This is a genomic window from Ruegeria sp. 6PALISEP08 (genome assembly GCF_001238295.1).
Classification (GTDB): Bacteria; Pseudomonadota; Alphaproteobacteria; order Rhodobacterales; family Rhodobacteraceae; genus Ruegeria.
The window spans coordinates 45,669-64,149 of the sequence record NZ_LGXZ01000012.1 but is presented as its reverse complement, the minus strand read 5'-3'; the positions used below and the strand labels follow the sequence as shown (position 1 = coordinate 64,149).

Here is an 18,481-nt window from a genome sequence, read left to right as displayed (position 1 = left end):
GCGCTTTAAGCCGCCTAGGTTTTCGAATGCATTCCGAATGCGGAAGTTGCTTGAGCCAGATCAAGGCTTGAGATTTGCCTCTCCAATACACTGCAAAGAAAGTGAGAGGAGGAGGTTATGTTCAAGCATATTATGCTGCCGATAGATCGGCATCTGCCGCCCGAGGTCCGCAAAGCTGCTGATATCGCTGCGGAAGTGGCGAAATGGCAGGGGGCTAAAATCACTCTGGTCAGCGTGACCGGAGCCCATATGGGTGAATCCACGGAAACCGAAGCCGAAATCGACAGGGATTTGGCGGTGTTCACCGAAAAGCTTGCCGCCGATAGTGGGACCAAAGTTGCCATCCGCAAGATTCACTCGGTCGACGTTGCCGCCGAAGTGGACGGCGACCTGACCCGCGCAGCGGAAGAGATGGGGGCTGATTTGATCATTGCGGGAACCCATGCCCCCCGGATTACGGACTACATATTCTCCAGCCACGCCGGGTATCTGGCCAAACATGCCAGCATGTCGGTCTTTGTGGTGCGCTAGGCTTCGTCCGAGGCCGGAAGCTCAACTTCCAGAAAACGCTCGAACGCATCCAGATTAACGGGTTCGAACTGACCGAACCCCTGCATCCAAACTGATGCGGCGCGCAGTGCGTCAGGTTCCAGCTTGCACCATTTCACCCGCCCGCGTTTCTCCTGACTGATCAACCCGGCTTTCGTCAGAATGACCAGATGCTTGGAAATCGCAGCCAGTGACATGTCGAATGGCTCGGCCACATCAGTCACGGCCATGTCATCCTCCAGCAGCATTGCCAGGATAGCACGGCGCGTGGGGTCGGCGAGGGCTGCAAAGACTGTGTCGAGCGGATCGTTCATCACGCTTTCATAGCCGCTTGGCGTGCGCGCGGAAAGGGCGTTACAGCATCGGATGGTGGAGTCTGTCAAAAGGCAAGTGCATCCGCAATCGATCCACATCACTTTCAATCAGGCCGATATCCCGGGCCATGCGCGCAGTTGCTGGCAAAGGCGTCGCCCTGGCGCGCCGTTTACGGTTTAGAAGTGAAAAACATCGAAGTGGTTTAAAAATCAGACGTAAATTAAATTTCCATTTCTTCTGAATCTGTTCCATTACGTACTCCTTATCCTCTAATTTCATTGGGAAAATGAGCTGATCTGTAGGGAAATTCAAAATCAATTACTTGACTCAATACGTTACAAAAAAGCACATAATTGGAATGGCCCGCATATTACCTCCTCTTAATGCTCTGAAAGCGTTCGAAGCTGCGGGACGGCACGAAAGTTTCAGCCGTGCCGCGGATGAGCTGAATGTCAGCCATTCTGCGATCAGCCGACATGTGCGAGGTCTCGAGGATCGGCTGGGTGTCGCTCTGTTCCGGGACCTGCCGCGCGGCGTTGAGCTGACGCTGGAAGGGCGCGGTTTGCTGATCAGGGTCATGGCGGCGCTCGACGAGATTGCCGAAGCCACCGAACTGGTGCGCCAGCGGCCCGAAGGAACCATCACGATCAGCTGTGAGCCGTTGTTTGCACAGAAATACCTCGTCCCCCGGTTGTCCGGTTTTTACAACGCCTTCCCGGGTGTTGAGTTGCGGCTGGAGGCCTCGCAGGCTTTGGCCGACGTTGACCGTCACGACGCGGATCTGGCCGTTCGCTTTGCGCATCGTGGTGAATTGGACATACCGTCAGACCTGATCAGCGACGCGCCGGTATATCCCTATGCCGCGCCAACCCTGCGGCCCGAAGGTTGGAGCAACCCCGCGCAAATCCTGAACTATCGTCTTTATCGCGATCGACCGGCCGAAACCTGGCGGCGTTGGGCGGAATTGGCTGGAATTGAAATGCCCGAACGCCGTATCGGTGGCTGGAAGACCATGACGGGGCTGGCGATGGAGGCGACGTTGTATGGTCAGGGCATCTTTCTGGGGTCCGCAGATTGTATGCTTATGGATCTCAATGCGGGGCGGCTGATCCGGTGCTTTCCGATCGGCTTTAGGGACGGGGGATTCCGGTTGGTTCTTGGAGCGGGCGCAGTCCGCAGGAAGTCTGTTCAGGCCTTTCGTGGCTGGTTGCTGGATGAAACAGCCGGTCTTCGCGGGCAACCTGTTGAGGGGGATAATCAACTCTTTGGTTGAATATGAGGTTTGGACGCATTTTTGGACCGGCGCTCGGGTGTGATATACCCATGAGTCAAGTGGATGCTAAAAATATAATGTAAAAACATATACTTAAGGTGCGGCAATCAAGGCGCGCAAGCCCGTTGACTCTGGGCTTCTGTCCCCTTAGCACCATGCCCAAGACTGTACGAGGGAAACGCCCGTGACCGATGACGACCAAAAGCAGCGTATGGCGCAGCTTGAGGCCAAGATCGACGCGGCGAAAAAGGCCAAAGCGCCTAAGCCGCGTGCGGATGCTGACGTGTCCGGGGGCGAGCTTGCCTGGAGGATGGTCATCGAAATGGTATCCGGTCTGGGGATCGGATTTGGCATCGGATACGGGCTGGACAGCCTGCTCGGGACAATCCCGATATTTCTGGTGCTGTTCACATTGCTGGGTCTTGTCGCGGGCGTGAAGGTTATGCTCCGCAGCGCACAGGAAGCTCAGGCGAAGCAAACGGCAGCTGACGCGGCCGAAAAGGACGAGAGGGACTGAACGTGGCGACTGAGACCACCGCAGCAGAAGGCAGCAGCCTGGTTTTTCACCCGATGGACCAATTCATCGTCAAGCCGTTGTTCGGCGACGGTGCGGTGGGCATGTTCACAGTCACCAACGTGACCCTGTGGTTGTTCCTGGCAATTGCTGCCGTTGTGGCTCTGCTGGTGCTGCCCACGTCGAAACGAGCAATCGTTCCGACCCGCATGCAGTCGATTGCGGAACTTACCTACGGTTTCGTCTACAAGATGCTGGAAGATATCTGCGGCAAGGAAGGCGTCAAGTTCTTCCCGTATGTCATGACCTTGTTCATGTTCATCGTCTGCGCGAACTTCCTGGGCCTGATCCCGACCTCGTTCACCACGACGTCGCATTTCGCAGTCACCATCCCGCTGGCACTGGCCGTGTTCCTGACGGTAACCATCCTGGGCTTCGTCAAGAACGGCGCGGCCTTCCTGGGCCTGTTCTGGGTCTCCAGCGCACCCTTGGCGCTGCGTCCGATCCTGGCGATCATCGAGCTGATCTCGTACTTCGTACGTCCTGTCAGCCACTCTATTCGTCTTGCTGGTAACGTCATGGCTGGCCACGCGGTTATCAAGGTTTTCGCGGGATTCGCCGCGGTTGCCGTGATCTCGCCCGTGTCGGTTCTGGCGATCACCGCAATGTACGGTCTTGAGGTCCTTGTGGCCTTCATCCAGGCCTACGTTTTCACCATTCTGACCTGTGTTTATCTGAAAGATGCGCTGCATCCGTCGCACTAAGGTCCGATACCCAAACATCGAAACTTCCAATTCGTAAGGAGAAACATCATGGAAGGCGATCTCGCACACATCGGCGCAGGCCTGGCAGCAATCGGTTCCGGCGCAGCCGCAATCGGTGTGGGCAACGTAGCAGGAAACTTCCTGGCCGGAGCCCTTCGCAACCCTTCGGCGGCTGCTTCGCAGACCGCAACCCTGTTTATTGGTATCGCATTCGCAGAAGCCCTGGGGATCTTCGCATTCCTGGTCTCGCTGCTGCTGATGTTCGCCGTCTAATCTGCGGAACCTGATCCTTACGCGCGGGTGGGCCCAAGCCATAGCGGCCCACCTGTTGTAAAGACAACGTTCCGACGGAGGACATCATGGCGACTGAACCCCTTACAGAAGAGGTAGCTGGCTCGTGCGTTGACTCCTATGGCTCTGCCATCGGGATGCCGCAGCTCTGCTTCGATTGGTTCCCCAACCAGATCTTCTGGCTGGTCATTACGCTGGTCGTCATCTTTCTGGTCTTGTCCCGAGTGGCTCTGCCACGCATTGCGGCAATCCTGGCTGAACGTCAGGGGACCATTACAAATGACCTGGCTGCGGCCGAAGATCTGAAGGCCAAGGCGGTCGAGGCTGAAGAAGCCTATAACAAGGCGCTGGCCGATGCCCGTGCCGAAGCGCAGCGTATCGCTGCCGAAGCACGCGCCGAAATCCAGGCTGGACTGGACGACGCGATTGCCAAGGCGGATGCGGAAATCGCTGCAAAGGCGGCTGAATCGGAAAAGGCAATTGTCGAAATCCGTGCCGGTGCGCTGGAAAGCATTCAAGTGGTTGCCAAAGACACGGCGGCCGAACTGGTTACAGCTCTGGGCGGCGAAGCGGAAGCGGATGCCATTTCCAGTGCCGTAGATACGCAGACGAAAGGATAAGTGACATGCGGAACACTCTTGCCCTTATCCTGACATTTGGCGCAGCCAGCCCGGCGCTTGCCGCCAAGGGGCCGTTTATCTCGCTTGGCAACACAGACTTTGTTGTTCTTCTGGGCTTTATCGTCTTCATCGCGGTCCTGTTCTATTTCAAGGTCCCCGGGATGATCGGCGGCGCTCTGGACAACCGGGCCGAAGGCATCAAGTCAGAGCTCGACGAAGCCCGTGCCCTGCACGAAGAAGCACGCAGCCTGCTGGCCTCGTACGAGCGCAAGCAGCGCGAGGTGCAGACTCAGGCTGACGCCATCGTTGCGGCGGCCAAGCAAGACGCGGTTCTGGCAGCTGATCAAGCGAAGGTTGACCTTGAAAAGTCGATCGAACGTCGTCTGGCTGCGGCTCAGGACCAGATCGCTTCGGCTGAAGCATCTGCTGTGAAAGAAGTACGTGATCAGGCCGTTTCGGTTGCGGTTGCTGCTGCAGGTTCCGTATTGGCCAAGCAGATGACCGCGGCACAGGCAAACAAACTGATCGACGCGTCGATTGCAGATGTGGGCACCAAGCTGCACTGAGGGATGCCCCTTACAGAAAAGTGATGCAGACGACCCGAAGGCCAGTGGCTTTCGGGTCTTTTGTTTCTTGAGCAGTTCTGCTTTTTTGTTGTTCACACTCCGAATCCTACCAACCGTCGGGGATCAGGTTGGCAGGTAAACTCCGCGAAGAGCGTTACAGTTCAGGGAAAGACAGACCGTGTCGGGCGACCCAGTTTCGATGAATATTATTGGCGTGGTCAGAAACGGCGGCTTGGCGCTGATCGATACGATCAACAGGATGGAAAATCTGTCGGCCCAGTTGAGCCGGTATTCAGCCACCATTGCGACCAATGACAACACGGACGATACGGACCGTGTGTTATTCGATTACGCTGATCGAAGTCAGCACGTCGATATCATTCAACTGGATGGGCTCGCTTCTCGTGTACCTGATCGGATTGAGCGCATCACAGCCGCAAGAAATGCCGTACTCAACAGATTGGAAGAGAAAGACATCGATCTCGATCTTACCCTGGTGCTGGATCTGGATGGCCCGAACGTCTGTCTGGATGTTCAGGCGGTTCTGTCAGCGGCGCAAAGGGTTGCCCCTTTGTGGGAGGGTGTCTTCGGCAATTCCAAGCCTGCATATTATGACATCCATGCCTTGCGCTGCTCCGGTTGGTGTGATGAAGACGTCTGGCAGCGCATTCAGAGCACGCGCAGACCATTGTTCGGGCGTCGCAAATGGCGCCATAGTTTGCTGAAGTCAGCGGTCTTTGACCGCCAGTTCCATATTCCGGCCGAAACGCCGCTTATCCCGGTTGATAGCGCTTTTGGAGGCGCCGGCTTGTATAAGACCCGCGCGCTCAGGGGCTTGCGCTATTCTTGCCGGGACGAAAAAGGTCAGCAGGTGTGCGAACATGTGATGCTGCACAAACAGCTTCGGGACCGTGGCGCAAGATTGTTCATCGATCCGGCGCTGACAACATTGGCCCCTGATCATCATTTGGGAGAAGGCAGCGGCGCGCCATTTCCATCTAATTTACTGCCTAGAGAAGCAGGGGCGGCCTAACAAATGTCTCATTCCCCTCTGACTGGTGAAAAAGGTGAGTTTCTGTTTGAGGCCGATGTAATCGGCTGTCACCCGGCGCGGTACTTTCTGGACAAAAGTTGCGGGTTTATCTGGGTGGATTCTCCCACCTGGCTGAACGAAGCTTATAGCGATGCCATCGCCCTGACAGACACCGGAATTCTTGCGCGCAACCTGAACAATATTCGCGGTGTGTCACTTGCCATGCGCGCAAATGGCCTTGCCGAGGCTCGTGGCATCGACATTGGAGGTGGCTACGGGCTGCTCGTGCGTGGCCTGCGTGATATCGGGCTTCATTTCCATTGGTCCGACCCCTTTGCCGATAATCTGGTTGCGCGTGGGTTCGAAGCGGATAACGGTTCCTATTCTGTTGCCACCGCCTTCGAAGTGTTGGAGCACCTGCCCAACCCACTTTCACAAATCAAAGAGGCGCGCGCCCGGTTCGGTTTTGACACTTTGTTCTTTTCGGCCACATGCTTCGATCCAAACGCCATACCCTCACGGGACTGGTGGTATTGGGTCTTTGAAACCGGACAGCATATCAGCTTTTCCTCGGAACAGTGCCTTGATTTCATGGCCTCTGAACTGGGAATGCGAAAGGTTCACCTGACCGGCGACATCTATGTTTTCACGACATTGGACAAGTTTGCGTGGCCTGGAAAATGGCATCGCCGAAAGCTGAAAAAGCGCTTTGGCCACGACAGCCTGACGCAGGTTGACTATGACGAAATGAAGCGTCGCGTGACCGAGCAGCAGCAAAAGCCCTGAATGGCGGTTGGCGCTTGTCAGTCGTGTTCGGTTTCGTGGGCCAGCCGCTGTTGTGCGATGGCTTCATTACGTTCGGCCTTTCGTTGATCCGCCATGCTGCGTTCAACAAAGTCCAGATGCTGTTCAATTGCGTTGCGTGCAGCCGAAGGATCGCGCGCCTGAAGCGCGCCATTGATCGCCCGATGCTGGTCCAGAATGGCCTCGCGCGTGGCGCGCTGTTGGAACATGGTCTGTCGGTTATAGAACACGCCCTGTATCAGCAGATCATACATCGAGCGCATCATGTGCAGCATGACGACGTTGTGGCTGGCCTCGATGATGGCCATGTGGAATTCGGCGTCCAGTTGCGCCTCGTCATGCGCCGCGTTCCTGTCATGCGCCGCCTGCATCTTGTCAAAGACCGCCTGAACCACCTTCAGGTCGCTGTCTGATCCCAGCCGTGCGGCCCGTTCTGCGGCCAACCCCTCCATGTCGCGACGAAAGGACAGGTAGTCAAATACCGCTTCGTCATGACTGCCAAACAATCGGATCAGCGCCGGGGAAAAGGCAGATCCCAGTACCTCGGCTACATAGATTCCTGATCCGGCCTTTGCGGCCAGCAACCCCTGCGCCTGAAGTTCGGATATCGCATCGCGCAACGACGGGCGCGACACCCCCATCCGCTCGGCCAACTCGCGTTCGGATGGCAGGCGTTCACCGGGGCGCAGGATGCCACGCAGGATCAGAAGTTCGATCTGGCGAACGACGGCAAGCGAGAGTTTTTCGGTTTCGACTTTGTGAAAGGGCATCTTCGTTCCGGAATTGGTCAACTCATTTGACCACGGGTGCGCAATGCGTTCAAGAACGCCAGTTCACATCGATTGAAATAATAGGTCAGCATTATTGACTTTAAGATGTATACCCATAGGCTGCCCTGAATTGAGATCGGAGGAGCCTCATGTCTCAACACTCATTGTTTGCCACCCGAACTTCCCGGATGAAGGCATCAGAAATCCGAGAGCTGCTGAAACTGCTCGATCAGCCCGGTATCATTTCTTTTGCCGGTGGCATCCCGGACCCTGCTTTGTTTCCAGCTGACGCGTTCGCACAGGCATTCCAAGCAGCACTGGGACCAGAGACACAGGCGCAGGCGCTGCAATATTCGGTGAGCGAGGGCTATGTCCCGTTGCGAGAATGGCTGGTGCAGCACATGCGTCAAATCGGAGTAGAGTGTGACATTGACAACATCCTGATCACATCGGGGTCGCAGCAGGCGTTGGATTATCTGGGCAAGCTATTCCTGTCTCCTGGTGATACGGCCTTGGTCGGATGGCCAACCTATCTGGGTGCACTTGCAGCGTTCAATGCCTACGAGCCCCGATTTGATCGGCTGAATGGCAACAACGGAGCCGAAGAATACATAGCAGCAGCAGGGGATGGCACTGTGAAGTTCGCTTATCTGTCGGCGGATTTTGCCAATCCAACCGGCGAAACTCTGGATCGGCAGGGCAGGGATGCTTTGTTGGATTTGGCAGAAGAACTGGACTGCGTCATAATCGAGGACGGGGCCTATCAGGCGTTGCGCTATGATGGTGATCCGATTCCACCGATCCTGTCCCTGGAGCTCGATCGTAAAGGGTCTATCGAAAGCTGCCGGACAATCTATTGCGGCAGTTTCTCAAAAACCCTGTCGCCGGGGCTGCGCATGGGCTGGGTTGTGGCCTCCAAACCGATCATCTCTCAGATGGTTTTGTTGAAACAGGCGGCGGATCTTCATTCGGCGACCATCAATCAAATGGCCGTACATCAGGTGGCACAAACGTGTTTTGACACACATATTCCCAAAGTGCGTGCGGTCTACAAGGCCCGTCGCGATGTGATGCTGGACGCGTTGGAACAGCATATGCCCGAGGGGGTCGAGTGGACGCGGCCCGAAGGCGGCATGTTCATCTGGGTCACGCTGCCCGCAGGGACCAATGGGTCTGACCTGTTGGCGCGAGCTCTGGATACGGTGAAAGTGGCCTTTGTACCGGGGCAAGCATTCTTCCCGGATGGCAGCGGCACCAATACCATTCGACTCAGTTTTTCAAATTCTGACGAAGCGACAATCCGCGAAGGTATTCGTCGTTTGGGAGAAGTCTTGCGGGCCTGAATTGGGAAAGGTTTCGTTAACCATATTGCCGCTAGAAATGCGGCATGACCCGAGTGTTTGCCTTTCTGTTCCTTACCGCTTGTTCAGGCGGCACGCCTTACTTCCGCGACCTGCCGGCAACACGTGTCGCGGTGAATGGCAGCGTCTTTGACGTGCGGGTCCGCAATGAACTGGCCGAGGCCGTCCGTGTGAACGCTCAATACGCCCCGCGCCTGGGCCCGATCCGCGACCGGGCCGCGTTGGCGATGGAGCACGTGTCGGGCTGTCCGCTTCTGGACGTATTGGGCGATGCGGCGGTCACTGTCGGGGTGCTGGGGTGCGATCGCGAATTGGGGGAAAAGCTGATTTTCGGCGCTCTCATCCTCCGCCCGTATCAATGTGTCGATTACGGTTATACCAGCGGCTATGACTATCAGGTGTTCGAGTGTACGCCCTACTGAGATACCCGGTCTTGCGCGTGGTTTTGCCAAGATATTGTGGATAACTCGACCCAATATGCCACATCCTGCGCAATCACGTTGACACTTGTACCCATGGTTGCGCAGACTTCTTAACCATAGGAATCATACCAAGAGCAGCCATTGCGTTTCAGCAAACTTAAACTGACCGGCTTCAAAAGCTTCGTGGACCCGACCGATTTGATCATCGCGGACGGGCTGACCGGAGTGGTTGGTCCAAATGGCTGTGGCAAGTCCAACCTTCTGGAAGCACTGCGTTGGGTGATGGGTGAAAACCGCCCCAAATCCATGCGTGGCGGCGCGATGGAAGATGTCATCTTTGCCGGTGCTGCCACCCGGCCTGCACGCAACTTTGCCGAGGTGGTCCTGACCTTGGACAACTCGGAACGTCTCGCCCCGTCAGGTTTCAACGACAGTGATCAGTTGGAGATCGTCCGCCGCATCACCCGTGATGTCGGCAGCGCCTACAAGACCAATGGCAAGGATGTGCGAGCCCGAGATGTGCAGATGCTGTTTGCCGATGCCTCGACCGGGGCACATTCGCCCGCACTGGTGGGACAGAACCGCATTGCCGAGCTGATCAACGCCAAACCCCGCGCCCGCCGCCGTATTCTGGAAGAAGCCGCCGGGATCTCGGGCCTCTATCAGCGCCGCCATGAAGCCGAGTTGAAGCTGAAAGGGACCGAGGCCAACCTGACCCGCGTCGATGATGTTCTGGAACAGCTCGGTGGGCAATTGGCTCAATTGGCCCGTCAGGCGCGTCAGGCCGCGCGCTATCGCGAGATTGGCGAACAACTGCGGCAGGCCGAAGGGATGCTGCTGTATCGGCGCTGGAAAGAAGCTGATATGGCCCGCCAGCAGGCTGAAGAAAAGCTGCGCGAACGGATCACCGAAGCCTCCCGCGCCGAGGCTGAAGCCCGAGCGGCCGCCGCCAAACGGTCCGAGATCGAAGAAGCCCTGCCACCTTTGCGCGAAGAAGAGGCCATTGCTGCGGCTGTTCTACAACGTCAGCAGGTGCAGCGCGATCAGCTTTCGGATCAAGAAACCCGCGCGCGGCAGACCATTGAGACACTGACCAACCGTATTCAGCAGCTTGGCAACGATATTGAGCGCGAAACCGGTCTGAACCGCGACGCGGGTCAGATGATCGAGCGTCTGGAATGGGAAGCGCGCGAGCTGACCAAGGCAGCCGAAGGTCATGATGAGAAAGTGGCCGAAGCGGCAGAAATCGCGCGCGAAGCGGCCTCGATCCTGCAGGACCGCGAAGACCACCTGTCGCAACAGACCGAAGATATGGCCCGCCTTGTTGCCCGGCACCAATCGGCGCAACGTTTGGTCGAAGACAGTCGCAAGACTTTGGCCCGGTCCGAGGGCGAAGAGGAAAAAGCACGGCACGCAGTGGATGAGGCCAAAACGGCCCTGACCCGCTCCAGCGAGGCGTTTGAAGCCGCGCAGGAGGGCGAGGAAGAAGCGCGCGAAGCAGCTGAAGCCGCTGACGAGGCCCTGGCTGCCGCCGACGAGCTGCGCAACGAAACGCAAGCGCGCGAGGCCGAAGCGCGTGCGCAGCGTTCTGAGGCTGAAGGCGAACTTGGAGCGATCCGTGCCGAAACCACTGCCCTGGCCAAGCTGGTGGAACGTGACACCGCCGAAGGTGGCCAAGTGCTGGATCTGCTGCGCGTAGAGCCGGGCTTTGAAAAAGCCCTGGGCGCGGCCTTGGCCGATGATCTGCGTGCGCCGCTGGTCGAGGGCGATGGCCCCTCCGGTTGGGTGCAGGTGGCGGGTTATGACAGTGATCAGCAGTTGCCGGATGGGGTCGAACCGCTGGCGCTACATGTATCTGGCCCGGATCGTCTCAGCCGTCGGATTGCTCAGATTGGCCTTGTGGATGCGGATCAGGGTGCACGCCTGCAGGCGGCGCTGAAACCGGGTCAACGGCTGGTGTCCCGCTCGGGTGATCTGTGGCGTTGGGACGGCTTCCGCGCATGGGCCGAAGATGCCCCAAGCGCAGCAGCGCTGCGGTTGGAGCAGCTCAACAAACTGGAAACGCTGAAGCAGGAATTGACACGCACCGAGGCGCAAGCAGATGGTGCCCGCGCTGCGCATGAGGCGCTGTCGCGCCAATTGGCAGATGTGACCGAGGCCGACCGTCGGGCGCGTGAAGCTCGCCGTGCTGCTGATCAGCGCATGGCTGAAACCGCGCGTCTGCTCAGCCGGGCCGAAGCGGATCGCAATCTGGCGCAGGGAAGGCTGGAAACCCTGACTCTCACCGTGGATCGCCACAAGGAAGACGCCATGGCGGCCCGCGCGCAATTGCGCGAAGCTGAGGGTGCATTGAGCGGTTTAGGTGAACTCGACAGCGCCCGTGCCGAGGTCGAAGACATCAAACAAACCGTCGAAGCGGCGCGGATCACAATGCTGACCCACCGTTCGACCCATGATGAGCTGCGTCGTGAGGGGGACGCACGCACTCGCCGTTCGCAGGAGGTCACAAAAGACCTCAGCGGATGGCGGCACCGATTGGAAACTGCAGAAAAGCGGATTTCGGAATTGGCCGAGCGCAAGGAAAGCTCGGAAGAAGAACTGACCGAAGCCATGGCAGCGCCCGCAGAAATCGCCGAAGCGCGGGAAGAGTTGAACGAACTGATCGAAGCGGCTGAAACGCGTCGGGCAGAGGCTGCTGACAAGCTGGCCGAGGCTGAGACCCAGCAGCGAGAGATTGTTCTGGCTGAACGTGAGGCTGAACGTTTGGCCTCGGAAGCGCGTGAAACCCGCGCGGCGGCTGAAGCACGCTGTGATGCGGCCAAAGAAAGCGTCGTCGCTGCAGCGGAACGGATCGCTGAAGATCAACAGCTGACCCCGAACCAGCTGCTGAACCAGTTGGACGTGAACCCCGACCAGATGCCTGCTGCGGATGTACTGGAATCAGAGGTGAACCGCCACAAGCGCCAACGTGACGCAATGGGCGCGGTGAACCTGCGGGCTGAGGAAGACAGTAAAGAAGTTCAGGAAGAGTTCGACACGCTCAGCAGCGAAAAAGCAGATCTGGAAGAGGCCATCAAGGCCCTGCGCAGCGGCATTGCCAGCCTCAACCGCGAAGGGCGCGAGAGGTTGCTGACCGCGTTTGAACAGGTGAACTCGAATTTCGCGATGCTGTTCAAGCATCTCTTCGGCGGTGGTGAGGCCAATCTGGTCATGGTCGAAAGCGACGATCCGCTGGATGCAGGCCTTGAGATCATGTGCCAACCGCCGGGCAAGAAACTGTCGACCCTCAGCCTGTTGTCGGGTGGAGAACAGACCCTGACCGCGACCGCGCTGATCTTTGGTGTGTTCCTGGCAAATCCCGCGCCGATCTGCGTGCTGGACGAGGTCGACGCGCCGCTGGACGACGCCAACGTCACGCGGTTTTGTGACCTACTGGATGAGATGTGCCGCCAGACCGATACGCGCTTCCTGATCATCACCCACCATGCAGTCACGATGGCGCGGATGGACCGGCTTTTCGGCGTGACCATGCAGGAACAGGGCGTCAGCCAATTGGTTTCGGTTGATCTGAAGAAAGCCGAGCAGATGGTCGCCTGACCGCTCACTGCAAGTTTATGACGGTTGCGGCCGTATCACGCTAACTTGGGAACATGACGCGTTTTCTGATCCCCGCCCTAATCGCTGCCAGCCCGGCCTTTGCCACAGACTGGTCTGTCAAATCCGGGGATGTTCCCCTGACATCATCGGAACTCGACGCTTTGGCGGGCCAAACGTTCACCTTCTACGATGACGGTCAGGCCAAATTCTCGGCTGGAGGGGCCTATTCCTTCACTTATGCCAGCGGAGACTCGGCTTTTGGGACCTATTCCATTGCCGAGGACGGCAGCGTCTGCATCGCTTATCGAAATGGGTTCAGCCGATGTGATCTGTATGTGCACAGCGGCGAGAGGCTGATCTTAATCGACGAGAAAGGCGATCGGTATCCGGTTCGGCCCGAGTAAACCGGTGTGTCAGCGCGGTCCAAAGACAAAGCACAAAACAGGGACTCTCTTCATTTTGACGAAAAAACTTGTCAGATTGTGCGGACGATCTTTCCAGCCAAAGGCCCATGAGGGGATATAACCTGTGACAGAAGACTACGACAAACGCCTCGCTCTGGGAAAACAACGCGGATCGCATGGTCGTCAGCAAGACAAAGGTGTTCTGGTCATTCGAACGATTGCGATGCCCGCCGACACCAATCCGGCGGGTGACATTTTTGGCGGATGGCTGATGTCGCAAATGGATCTGGCTGCAGGCAATATGGCGGCGCGTGTGGCGCAGGGACGATCGGCGACCGTTTCCGTCGAGGCGATGCAGTTCTTGCAACCGGTCAAGGTTGGGGACGAAGTGACGCTCTATGCAACGCTGGTCCATGTCGGACGCACATCCATACGCGTTCATGTGGATGTCTGGGCGCGTCCCAGACAATCCGACAATGGCCAAAAGGTAACGGATGCGGATTTCGTCTTTGTTGCCTTGGATAAGACCGGGGTGCCACGTCCTGTGTTTGAAGACAGTTAAAGCCGTCTAAAGGCGGTTCAACAATTCAACTGTCGGCCACGCGTCTGCAGGCAGGCCCAAGCGTTGCTGTTCCGCCTGCACAGCGGCCCGCGTTCCAGCTCCCAGAATGCCGTCGACTTTGCCGACATCATAGCCCTTGGCCTGCAACTTGCTTTGTAGCTGCTTCATTTGTGCGCCGTTCAAACCTTGCGCCGGATTGCCTGCATCATAGATCTGCGCGCCTTCAAGCCGTGTGCCGAAATAGGCGGCTGTCACAACGTAGACAAAGCTTTGGTTCCACTCGAAATAAACGTCGAAATTGGGATAGGCTAGGAACGCTGGCCCGTTGCGTCCCTGTGGCAGGATCAATGAGGCTGGCAGATTGGCCAGCGACCCGCTGCGGGCCTGTATGCCCATGGCTTGCCAATCAGCCACCGAGCGTGGTTTGCCGGGGCCAGACAGGGACCAATCCATTTGTGCGGGCACTGTGACCTCTTGCAGCCACGGCTCGCCCGCACGCCAACCCAGATGCGACAGCATCTTGGCCCCGGACATCAGCGCATCAGTGGCCGAGGTTTTCAGGCGAACATGCCCGTCACCATCTCCGTCGACCCCGTTTTCCAGAATGTCACGGGGCAGCATCTGGACCATGCCAATCTCTCCGGCCCATGCGCCCGTTGTACGGGCAGGGTCGAAATCACCGTTCTGATACAGTTCGATGGCAGCAAATATTTGCGGGCGGAACAGTTCGGGCCTGCGGCAGTCATGCGCCAACGTCACCAGCGCGTTGCGGGTGTTGTAGTTCCCCTGAAACGCACCATAGTCTGTTTCAAACGCCCAAAAAGCCAGCAGCACCCCGCGCGAGATGCCATACTCGCGCTCGATCCGGTCAAACACAACGTCGTGTTCGCGCGACATTGCCTGCCCACGTTCGATCCGATTTCTCGTGATTAGAAGGCGTGAAAATTCGATGAACGGTTTCTGGTACACCCCCTGCGCACGGTCCGCCTTCAGCACGGCATTGTCCTGCTGCACGCCATTGAAAAACGCGTTCACGGTGGATTTATCAAAACCCTGCTGCACAGCCTCGGCTTTTAACCCCTTAACGAACGAATTGAACCCGCCACCACATTGGGCCAGAGCAGGAGAGGCAAACAGAGCTGCGGCGATCAGACCAGAAAGAAATCGCATGAAGGGACCCGTCAGAAAATCAGTTTGACCCCAACCGACACTGACACGAGCCCAAGCGCAAGCCCCCAAACGCACCACAACATGTGACATGCGCGGAAAACTTCCGCCGCGCCGATGTCGTGCGGCGCATCGCCGTTGACCCAGGCCAGATCCCTGACCTGCCCGTCATAGCTGCGCGGTCCGGCAAGGGCGACGTTCAGCGCGCGGGCCATGGCGGCCTCGGGCCAGCCTGCATTGGGCGAGATATGGCGGCGCGCATCCCCTACAATTTCGCGCCAGCGCGACCGCTGGCCCGAGAGCGCCACGATCAGCACACAGGTCAGGCGGGCAGGGATCAGGTTCAGCAGGTCGTCGAACCGGGCCGAGGCCCAGCCAAACGCGCGGTACTTTTCATTGCGATAACCGATCATGCTGTCGGCGGTATTCACGGCTTTGTAGACAAGCAGCCCGGGCAATCCGGCGACCAGAAACCAGAAAGCAGGCGCAATGACCCCGTCGCTGAGGTTTTCCGCCGCGCTTTCGATGGCCGAGCGCGCCACCTGCGCCTCGGTCATGTCCCGCGTATCGCGTGAGACGATCATGGCCACCTGTGCCCGCCCTTCGGCCAATGAGGTCAGCAGCCCGTCACCCACCGCACGCACATGTGCAACCAGCGATTTCTGGGCCAGCAGGATCGCACAGAGCAGGACCTCGACAACCGGCCCCAGCAGAGACAGCGCCCAGCCCAGCCCCCATGCACCGCAGACCAGCAGGGCAAGCACACCCACCCCTTTCAACCGACGTCCGGCCCCATGGTTCAAACGTTTATCCAGCCAGCCGATCAGATTGCCGATCATCACAGCCGGGTGTTTGACGCGCGACCAGAGCCAGTCGGGCTCTCCCAGCGCTGCGTCCAGACACATGGCGCAAACCAGCATCAGGCCAAGGCTCACAGCGCGGTCTCCAGCCGATCCCACCCGTCCGCAGGCGGCAGCCCGAGACGCAGATAGGTGGTTGAATAAGGAAAGACGCGGCTCCAGATATGGCTTTGTGCCAGTCGATTCTGCCATCCAGCGGCGTCGTCAACCTGATAAAGCCGGAACAGGCTGGTGCCACCGATGACCCTTGCCCCCTTGGCAGTCACCAGAGCGTCCAACAGGGCGGCCTCATCATCCAATCGCGCACGTGTATTGTTTGCCCAGCCATTGTCCGCCAGGGCCTGTGTTCCAACCCTCAGGGCAGGGCCAGACACAGACCACGGGCCCGTCAGATCGTTCAGCCGGTTGATCATCTCTGGCCGCCCGATTGCAAAGCCCAAACGCATCCCGGCCAGTCCCCAGAACTTGCCAAAGCTCTTCAGCACGATAACGCCGGGGCGGTCTGCCAGATGGATCAAGGACACGTCCGGCATGACGTCGCAAAAGCTTTCGTCAATCACGGTCAGCGGGGCAGAAACATCGCTTTCCTTCCAGATACGACCGTCGGGATTGTTCGGATGCACGATTACGCGGGCATCTCCGGGTGAATTAGCTTGAACGGTCCAACCCTGTGCCGAAAAGGCGGCGGCGTGTTCGTTATAGGTGGGCGGCGTGATCTGCACGGCGCCTGTCGTGGCAAGCGCGGGAATGCGTGCGATGATGGCCGATGCGCCCGGTGCGGGCAGGATCGCCGCGCCCTCCGGCACATTCCAGAACTGGCGTGCGGCATCTGAAAGTCGTTCAAAGGCCCCGTGATCCGGCAGTTCAGCCCAATCACCGGCAGTTAGCCCAGAAACCTCGTAAGGATGCGGGTTGATGCCGGTCGACAGATCGATCCAGTCGGAGCGTTGACCACCATACCTGACAATCGCCCTGTCCAGCCCTCCACCGTGGTCGCGCGCCGCGCGTGGGTCCAGACCGTGATCCAATGTGCTCATTTGCTCTCTCTGCGGGAAATGACCGATTTTTGCGCGTTTCAAGCGGATTTTTGCCTCTTACACAAGCAAATCCGCCAGTTCACGGAGCTGTGGGGCCGCTGTTAACACTTTGTTAAGGAAATAACGAGATCACGGACCACGGGGGTCGGCACCAATCACCATATCAAGTGCCGAGGTTGTTGCAAATGAAAGTTCTGATTGTTGAGAGTAATCCCGATCTTGGTCGGGTCTGGAAAAGGCATCTGGAAAGGCAAGGCGCCGAGGTCACGCTGGTCGAGACGCAGGAGGCCGCCATTCTGGCGCTGTATGGCACGGATTTCGAAATCATCGTGCTGGATCTGGTTTTGGAAACCGGCAGCGCTTTGGCCGTGGCCGATTTCGCCAGCTATCGCCGCCCCGAGGCGCGGGTGATCTTTGTCACCAACACCTCCTTCTTCTCGGATGGGTCGATCTTTGCCCACAGCCCGAATGCCTGCGCTTATGTACAAAGTGAAACGCCGCCAGAGGATCTGGCGGCGATGGTCGAGCATTACGCTGCAGGTCGCTGATCGCGGCCATGCGGCTCTGCATAATCCAGCACCGGGTTCACCGGAATAATTCGATGCGGATTGATGCTGTCGTGGCTGTAGTGATAATGGCGCACGATGTGGTTCATGTTCACCGTCTGCGCGACACCCGGCCACTGGTACAGCTCACGCGTATGGGCCCATAGGTTCGGATAATCGACCAGTCGCCGCTTGTTGCACTTGAAATGCAGGTGATACACTGGGTCGAAGCGGACCAGAGTTGTGAAAAGCCTCCAGTCGGCCTCGGTGATCCGGTCCCCCATCAGATAGCGGTTGCGGGACAAACGGTCTTCCAGCCAGTCCAATGTGTCGAACAGCGGGCCCACAGCGGCGTCATATGCCGCTTGCGAGGTGGCAAAGCCGGACTTGTAGACACCGTTATTGAGGTTTGAATAGATGCGCGCATTGACCTCTTCGATCTCGTCCCGCATCGCTTTGGGCCAGTAATCGTCGGTATTGCCGGTAATCCCGTTGAAGGCGGAATTGAACATGCGGATGATTTCCGAGCTTTCGTTCGAAACGATTGTCTCGTGCTGTTTGTCCCACAGGATCGGCACCGTGACGCGACCAGAATAAGAAGGATCGGCCCTGGAGTAGATCTGATGGGCATAATCCAAGCCATACAGGTCGTCACCGGCGGCACCATGATTGTCGGCTTCAAAGGTCCAGCCTTTGTCCAGCATGTCTGGATGCACGACCGAGACCGAGATCAGATCGCTCAGCCCTTTCAATTCGCGAAAGATCAGTGTGCGATGTGCCCAGGGGCAGGCGTAGCTGACATAGAGGTGATAGCGCCCGGCTTCCGCTTTGAACCCGCCCTTGCCTGACGGCCCTGCACTGCCATCGGCGGTCAGCCAGTTGCGAAACAGCGCGGCGCTGCGTTTGAACGCCCCGCCCGTGGATTTGGTGTCATACCAGGTGTCGTGCCATTTTCCGTCGACCAGCAGGCCCATTTCTTTTCCTCCGCAAAAGCGTTTCGCCAAAGATAGGCCCATGCCCGGCATCT

22 protein-coding genes are annotated in these 18,481 nt (G+C 58.1%); 15 read left to right on the top strand and 7 right to left on the bottom strand.

Annotated features, from left to right (window positions below; all coding sequences use genetic code 11):
* Positions 1 to 117 precede the first annotated feature (117 nt).
* Positions 118 to 531, top strand: a complete 414-nt coding sequence (locus tag ALB80_RS16845) for a universal stress protein (protein WP_050605261.1) — start codon at positions 118 to 120, stop codon at positions 529 to 531.
* Here the strand turns inward: ALB80_RS16845 and ALB80_RS16840 are convergent.
* Positions 528 to 863, bottom strand: coding sequence for a helix-turn-helix transcriptional regulator (locus ALB80_RS16840; RefSeq protein ID WP_050605260.1), 336 nt, complete (start codon positions 861 to 863; stop codon positions 528 to 530). The two genes, ALB80_RS16845 and ALB80_RS16840, sit on opposite strands and share 4 nt — an antisense overlap.
* Before the next feature lie 40 nt (positions 864 to 903).
* Entirely contained in the window at positions 904 to 1,116 is a 213-nt protein-coding gene (locus tag ALB80_RS22240) for a hypothetical protein (protein ID WP_157054233.1), read from the bottom strand.
* Between the two features lie 106 nt (positions 1,117 to 1,222).
* On the opposite strand from ALB80_RS22240, the gene ALB80_RS16835 reads away from it, so the two are divergent.
* The 8 genes from ALB80_RS16835 (at position 1,223) to ALB80_RS16800 (ending at position 6,711) form a co-directional block, all read left to right on the top strand.
* Complete coding sequence (locus tag ALB80_RS16835; protein WP_050605259.1) at positions 1,223 to 2,137, top strand: LysR family transcriptional regulator; 915 nt, start codon at positions 1,223 to 1,225, stop codon at positions 2,135 to 2,137.
* Positions 2,138 to 2,321: 184 nt separating this feature from the next.
* Complete coding sequence (locus ALB80_RS16830) at positions 2,322 to 2,654, top strand: AtpZ/AtpI family protein (RefSeq protein ID WP_050605258.1); 333 nt, start codon at positions 2,322 to 2,324, stop codon at positions 2,652 to 2,654.
* A gap of 2 nt (positions 2,655 to 2,656) precedes the next feature.
* Positions 2,657 to 3,415, top strand: a complete 759-nt coding sequence (locus ALB80_RS16825; protein WP_050605257.1) for a F0F1 ATP synthase subunit A — start codon at positions 2,657 to 2,659, stop codon at positions 3,413 to 3,415.
* A 48-nt stretch (positions 3,416 to 3,463) separates the two neighbouring features.
* A complete protein-coding gene (locus ALB80_RS16820; RefSeq protein WP_005981269.1) occupies positions 3,464 to 3,688 on the top strand; it encodes a F0F1 ATP synthase subunit C in 225 nt (74 codons plus the stop codon).
* 86 nt (positions 3,689 to 3,774) lie between these two features.
* Positions 3,775 to 4,326, top strand: coding sequence for a F0F1 ATP synthase subunit B' (locus tag ALB80_RS16815; RefSeq protein WP_050605256.1), 552 nt, complete (start codon positions 3,775 to 3,777; stop codon positions 4,324 to 4,326).
* Positions 4,327 to 4,331: 5 nt separating this feature from the next.
* A complete protein-coding gene (locus tag ALB80_RS16810) occupies positions 4,332 to 4,892 on the top strand; it encodes a F0F1 ATP synthase subunit B (protein ID WP_050605255.1) in 561 nt (186 codons plus the stop codon).
* Positions 4,893 to 5,091: 199 nt separating this feature from the next.
* The gene (locus ALB80_RS16805) at positions 5,092 to 5,925 is read left to right on the top strand and encodes a hypothetical protein (protein ID WP_050605254.1); all 834 of its coding nucleotides are present in this window, start codon (positions 5,092 to 5,094) and stop codon (positions 5,923 to 5,925) included.
* A 3-nt stretch (positions 5,926 to 5,928) separates the two neighbouring features.
* Complete coding sequence (locus ALB80_RS16800) at positions 5,929 to 6,711, top strand: class I SAM-dependent methyltransferase (RefSeq protein WP_050605253.1); 783 nt, start codon at positions 5,929 to 5,931, stop codon at positions 6,709 to 6,711.
* Positions 6,712 to 6,728: 17 nt separating this feature from the next.
* Here the strand turns inward: ALB80_RS16800 and ALB80_RS16795 are convergent, their stop codons facing one another.
* The gene (locus ALB80_RS16795) at positions 6,729 to 7,499 is read right to left on the bottom strand and encodes a FadR/GntR family transcriptional regulator (RefSeq protein ID WP_050605252.1); all 771 of its coding nucleotides are present in this window, start codon (positions 7,497 to 7,499) and stop codon (positions 6,729 to 6,731) included.
* Between the two features lie 149 nt (positions 7,500 to 7,648).
* On the opposite strand from ALB80_RS16795, the gene ALB80_RS16790 reads away from it, so the two are divergent.
* From ALB80_RS16790 to ALB80_RS16770, 5 genes are all read left to right on the top strand, one after another.
* A complete protein-coding gene (locus ALB80_RS16790; RefSeq protein ID WP_050605251.1) occupies positions 7,649 to 8,842 on the top strand; it encodes a PLP-dependent aminotransferase family protein in 1,194 nt (397 codons plus the stop codon).
* A gap of 44 nt (positions 8,843 to 8,886) precedes the next feature.
* The gene (locus tag ALB80_RS16785) at positions 8,887 to 9,282 is read left to right on the top strand and encodes a hypothetical protein (protein ID WP_050605250.1); all 396 of its coding nucleotides are present in this window, start codon (positions 8,887 to 8,889) and stop codon (positions 9,280 to 9,282) included.
* A 141-nt stretch (positions 9,283 to 9,423) separates the two neighbouring features.
* Positions 9,424 to 12,879 (top strand): chromosome segregation SMC family protein, encoded by a 3,456-nt coding sequence (locus ALB80_RS16780; protein ID WP_050605249.1) that lies wholly within the window; start codon positions 9,424 to 9,426, stop codon positions 12,877 to 12,879.
* A gap of 53 nt (positions 12,880 to 12,932) precedes the next feature.
* Positions 12,933 to 13,283 (top strand): hypothetical protein, encoded by a 351-nt coding sequence (locus ALB80_RS16775; RefSeq protein ID WP_050605248.1) that lies wholly within the window; start codon positions 12,933 to 12,935, stop codon positions 13,281 to 13,283.
* 223 nt (positions 13,284 to 13,506) lie between these two features.
* A complete protein-coding gene (locus ALB80_RS16770; protein ID WP_083445341.1) occupies positions 13,507 to 13,845 on the top strand; it encodes an acyl-CoA thioesterase in 339 nt (112 codons plus the stop codon).
* 6 nt (positions 13,846 to 13,851) lie between these two features.
* Here the strand turns inward: ALB80_RS16770 and ALB80_RS16765 are convergent, their stop codons facing one another.
* The 3 genes from ALB80_RS16765 to ALB80_RS16755 are packed head-to-tail and all read right to left on the bottom strand — an operon-like array spanning position 13,852 to position 16,909.
* Positions 13,852 to 15,015, bottom strand: a complete 1,164-nt coding sequence (locus ALB80_RS16765; protein ID WP_050605247.1) for a lytic murein transglycosylase — start codon at positions 15,013 to 15,015, stop codon at positions 13,852 to 13,854.
* Positions 15,016 to 15,026: 11 nt separating this feature from the next.
* Positions 15,027 to 15,947 (bottom strand): adenosylcobinamide-phosphate synthase CbiB, encoded by a 921-nt coding sequence (gene cbiB, locus ALB80_RS16760; protein ID WP_050605246.1) that lies wholly within the window; start codon positions 15,945 to 15,947, stop codon positions 15,027 to 15,029.
* Positions 15,944 to 16,909, bottom strand: a complete 966-nt coding sequence (locus ALB80_RS16755) for a threonine-phosphate decarboxylase (RefSeq protein ID WP_050605245.1) — start codon at positions 16,907 to 16,909, stop codon at positions 15,944 to 15,946. Before ALB80_RS16755 ends, cbiB begins: the two co-directional genes overlap by 4 nt.
* A gap of 185 nt (positions 16,910 to 17,094) precedes the next feature.
* Between ALB80_RS16755 and ALB80_RS16750 the strand changes: the two genes are divergently transcribed.
* Complete coding sequence (locus tag ALB80_RS16750) at positions 17,095 to 17,457, top strand: response regulator transcription factor (RefSeq protein WP_050605244.1); 363 nt, start codon at positions 17,095 to 17,097, stop codon at positions 17,455 to 17,457.
* Here ALB80_RS16750 and ALB80_RS16745 read toward each other — a convergent pair.
* On the bottom strand, positions 17,439 to 18,428 hold the full coding sequence (locus tag ALB80_RS16745; RefSeq protein WP_050605332.1) for a glutathione S-transferase family protein: 990 nt from the start codon (positions 18,426 to 18,428) through the stop codon (positions 17,439 to 17,441). The two genes, ALB80_RS16750 and ALB80_RS16745, sit on opposite strands and share 19 nt — an antisense overlap.
* Between the last annotated feature and the right edge of the window lie 53 nt (positions 18,429 to 18,481).

What these genes read in the sequence shown, in the direction of transcription:
- ALB80_RS16845 (WP_050605261.1), top strand. Translation starts at nt 118, where the DNA reads ATGTTCAAGCATATTATGCTGCCGATAGATCGGCATCTGCCGCCCGAG.
- ALB80_RS16840 (WP_050605260.1), bottom strand. Translation starts at nt 863, where the DNA reads ATGAACGATCCGCTCGACACAGTCTTTGCAGCCCTCGCCGACCCCACG.
- ALB80_RS22240 (WP_157054233.1), bottom strand. Translation starts at nt 1,116, where the DNA reads ATGGAACAGATTCAGAAGAAATGGAAATTTAATTTACGTCTGATTTTT.
- ALB80_RS16835 (WP_050605259.1), top strand. Translation starts at nt 1,223, where the DNA reads ATGGCCCGCATATTACCTCCTCTTAATGCTCTGAAAGCGTTCGAAGCT.
- ALB80_RS16820 (WP_005981269.1), top strand. Translation starts at nt 3,464, where the DNA reads ATGGAAGGCGATCTCGCACACATCGGCGCAGGCCTGGCAGCAATCGGT.
- ALB80_RS16815 (WP_050605256.1), top strand. Translation starts at nt 3,775, where the DNA reads ATGGCGACTGAACCCCTTACAGAAGAGGTAGCTGGCTCGTGCGTTGAC.
- ALB80_RS16810 (WP_050605255.1), top strand. Translation starts at nt 4,332, where the DNA reads ATGCGGAACACTCTTGCCCTTATCCTGACATTTGGCGCAGCCAGCCCG.
- ALB80_RS16805 (WP_050605254.1), top strand. Translation starts at nt 5,092, where the DNA reads ATGAATATTATTGGCGTGGTCAGAAACGGCGGCTTGGCGCTGATCGAT.
- ALB80_RS16800 (WP_050605253.1), top strand. Translation starts at nt 5,929, where the DNA reads ATGTCTCATTCCCCTCTGACTGGTGAAAAAGGTGAGTTTCTGTTTGAG.
- ALB80_RS16795 (WP_050605252.1), bottom strand. Translation starts at nt 7,499, where the DNA reads ATGCCCTTTCACAAAGTCGAAACCGAAAAACTCTCGCTTGCCGTCGTT.
- ALB80_RS16790 (WP_050605251.1), top strand. Translation starts at nt 7,649, where the DNA reads ATGTCTCAACACTCATTGTTTGCCACCCGAACTTCCCGGATGAAGGCA.
- ALB80_RS16785 (WP_050605250.1), top strand. Translation starts at nt 8,887, where the DNA reads ATGACCCGAGTGTTTGCCTTTCTGTTCCTTACCGCTTGTTCAGGCGGC.
- ALB80_RS16775 (WP_050605248.1), top strand. Translation starts at nt 12,933, where the DNA reads ATGACGCGTTTTCTGATCCCCGCCCTAATCGCTGCCAGCCCGGCCTTT.
- ALB80_RS16770 (WP_083445341.1), top strand. Translation starts at nt 13,507, where the DNA reads ATGCCCGCCGACACCAATCCGGCGGGTGACATTTTTGGCGGATGGCTG.
- ALB80_RS16765 (WP_050605247.1), bottom strand. Translation starts at nt 15,015, where the DNA reads ATGCGATTTCTTTCTGGTCTGATCGCCGCAGCTCTGTTTGCCTCTCCT.
- ALB80_RS16755 (WP_050605245.1), bottom strand. Translation starts at nt 16,909, where the DNA reads ATGAGCACATTGGATCACGGTCTGGACCCACGCGCGGCGCGCGACCAC.
- ALB80_RS16750 (WP_050605244.1), top strand. Translation starts at nt 17,095, where the DNA reads ATGAAAGTTCTGATTGTTGAGAGTAATCCCGATCTTGGTCGGGTCTGG.
- ALB80_RS16745 (WP_050605332.1), bottom strand. Translation starts at nt 18,428, where the DNA reads ATGGGCCTGCTGGTCGACGGAAAATGGCACGACACCTGGTATGACACC.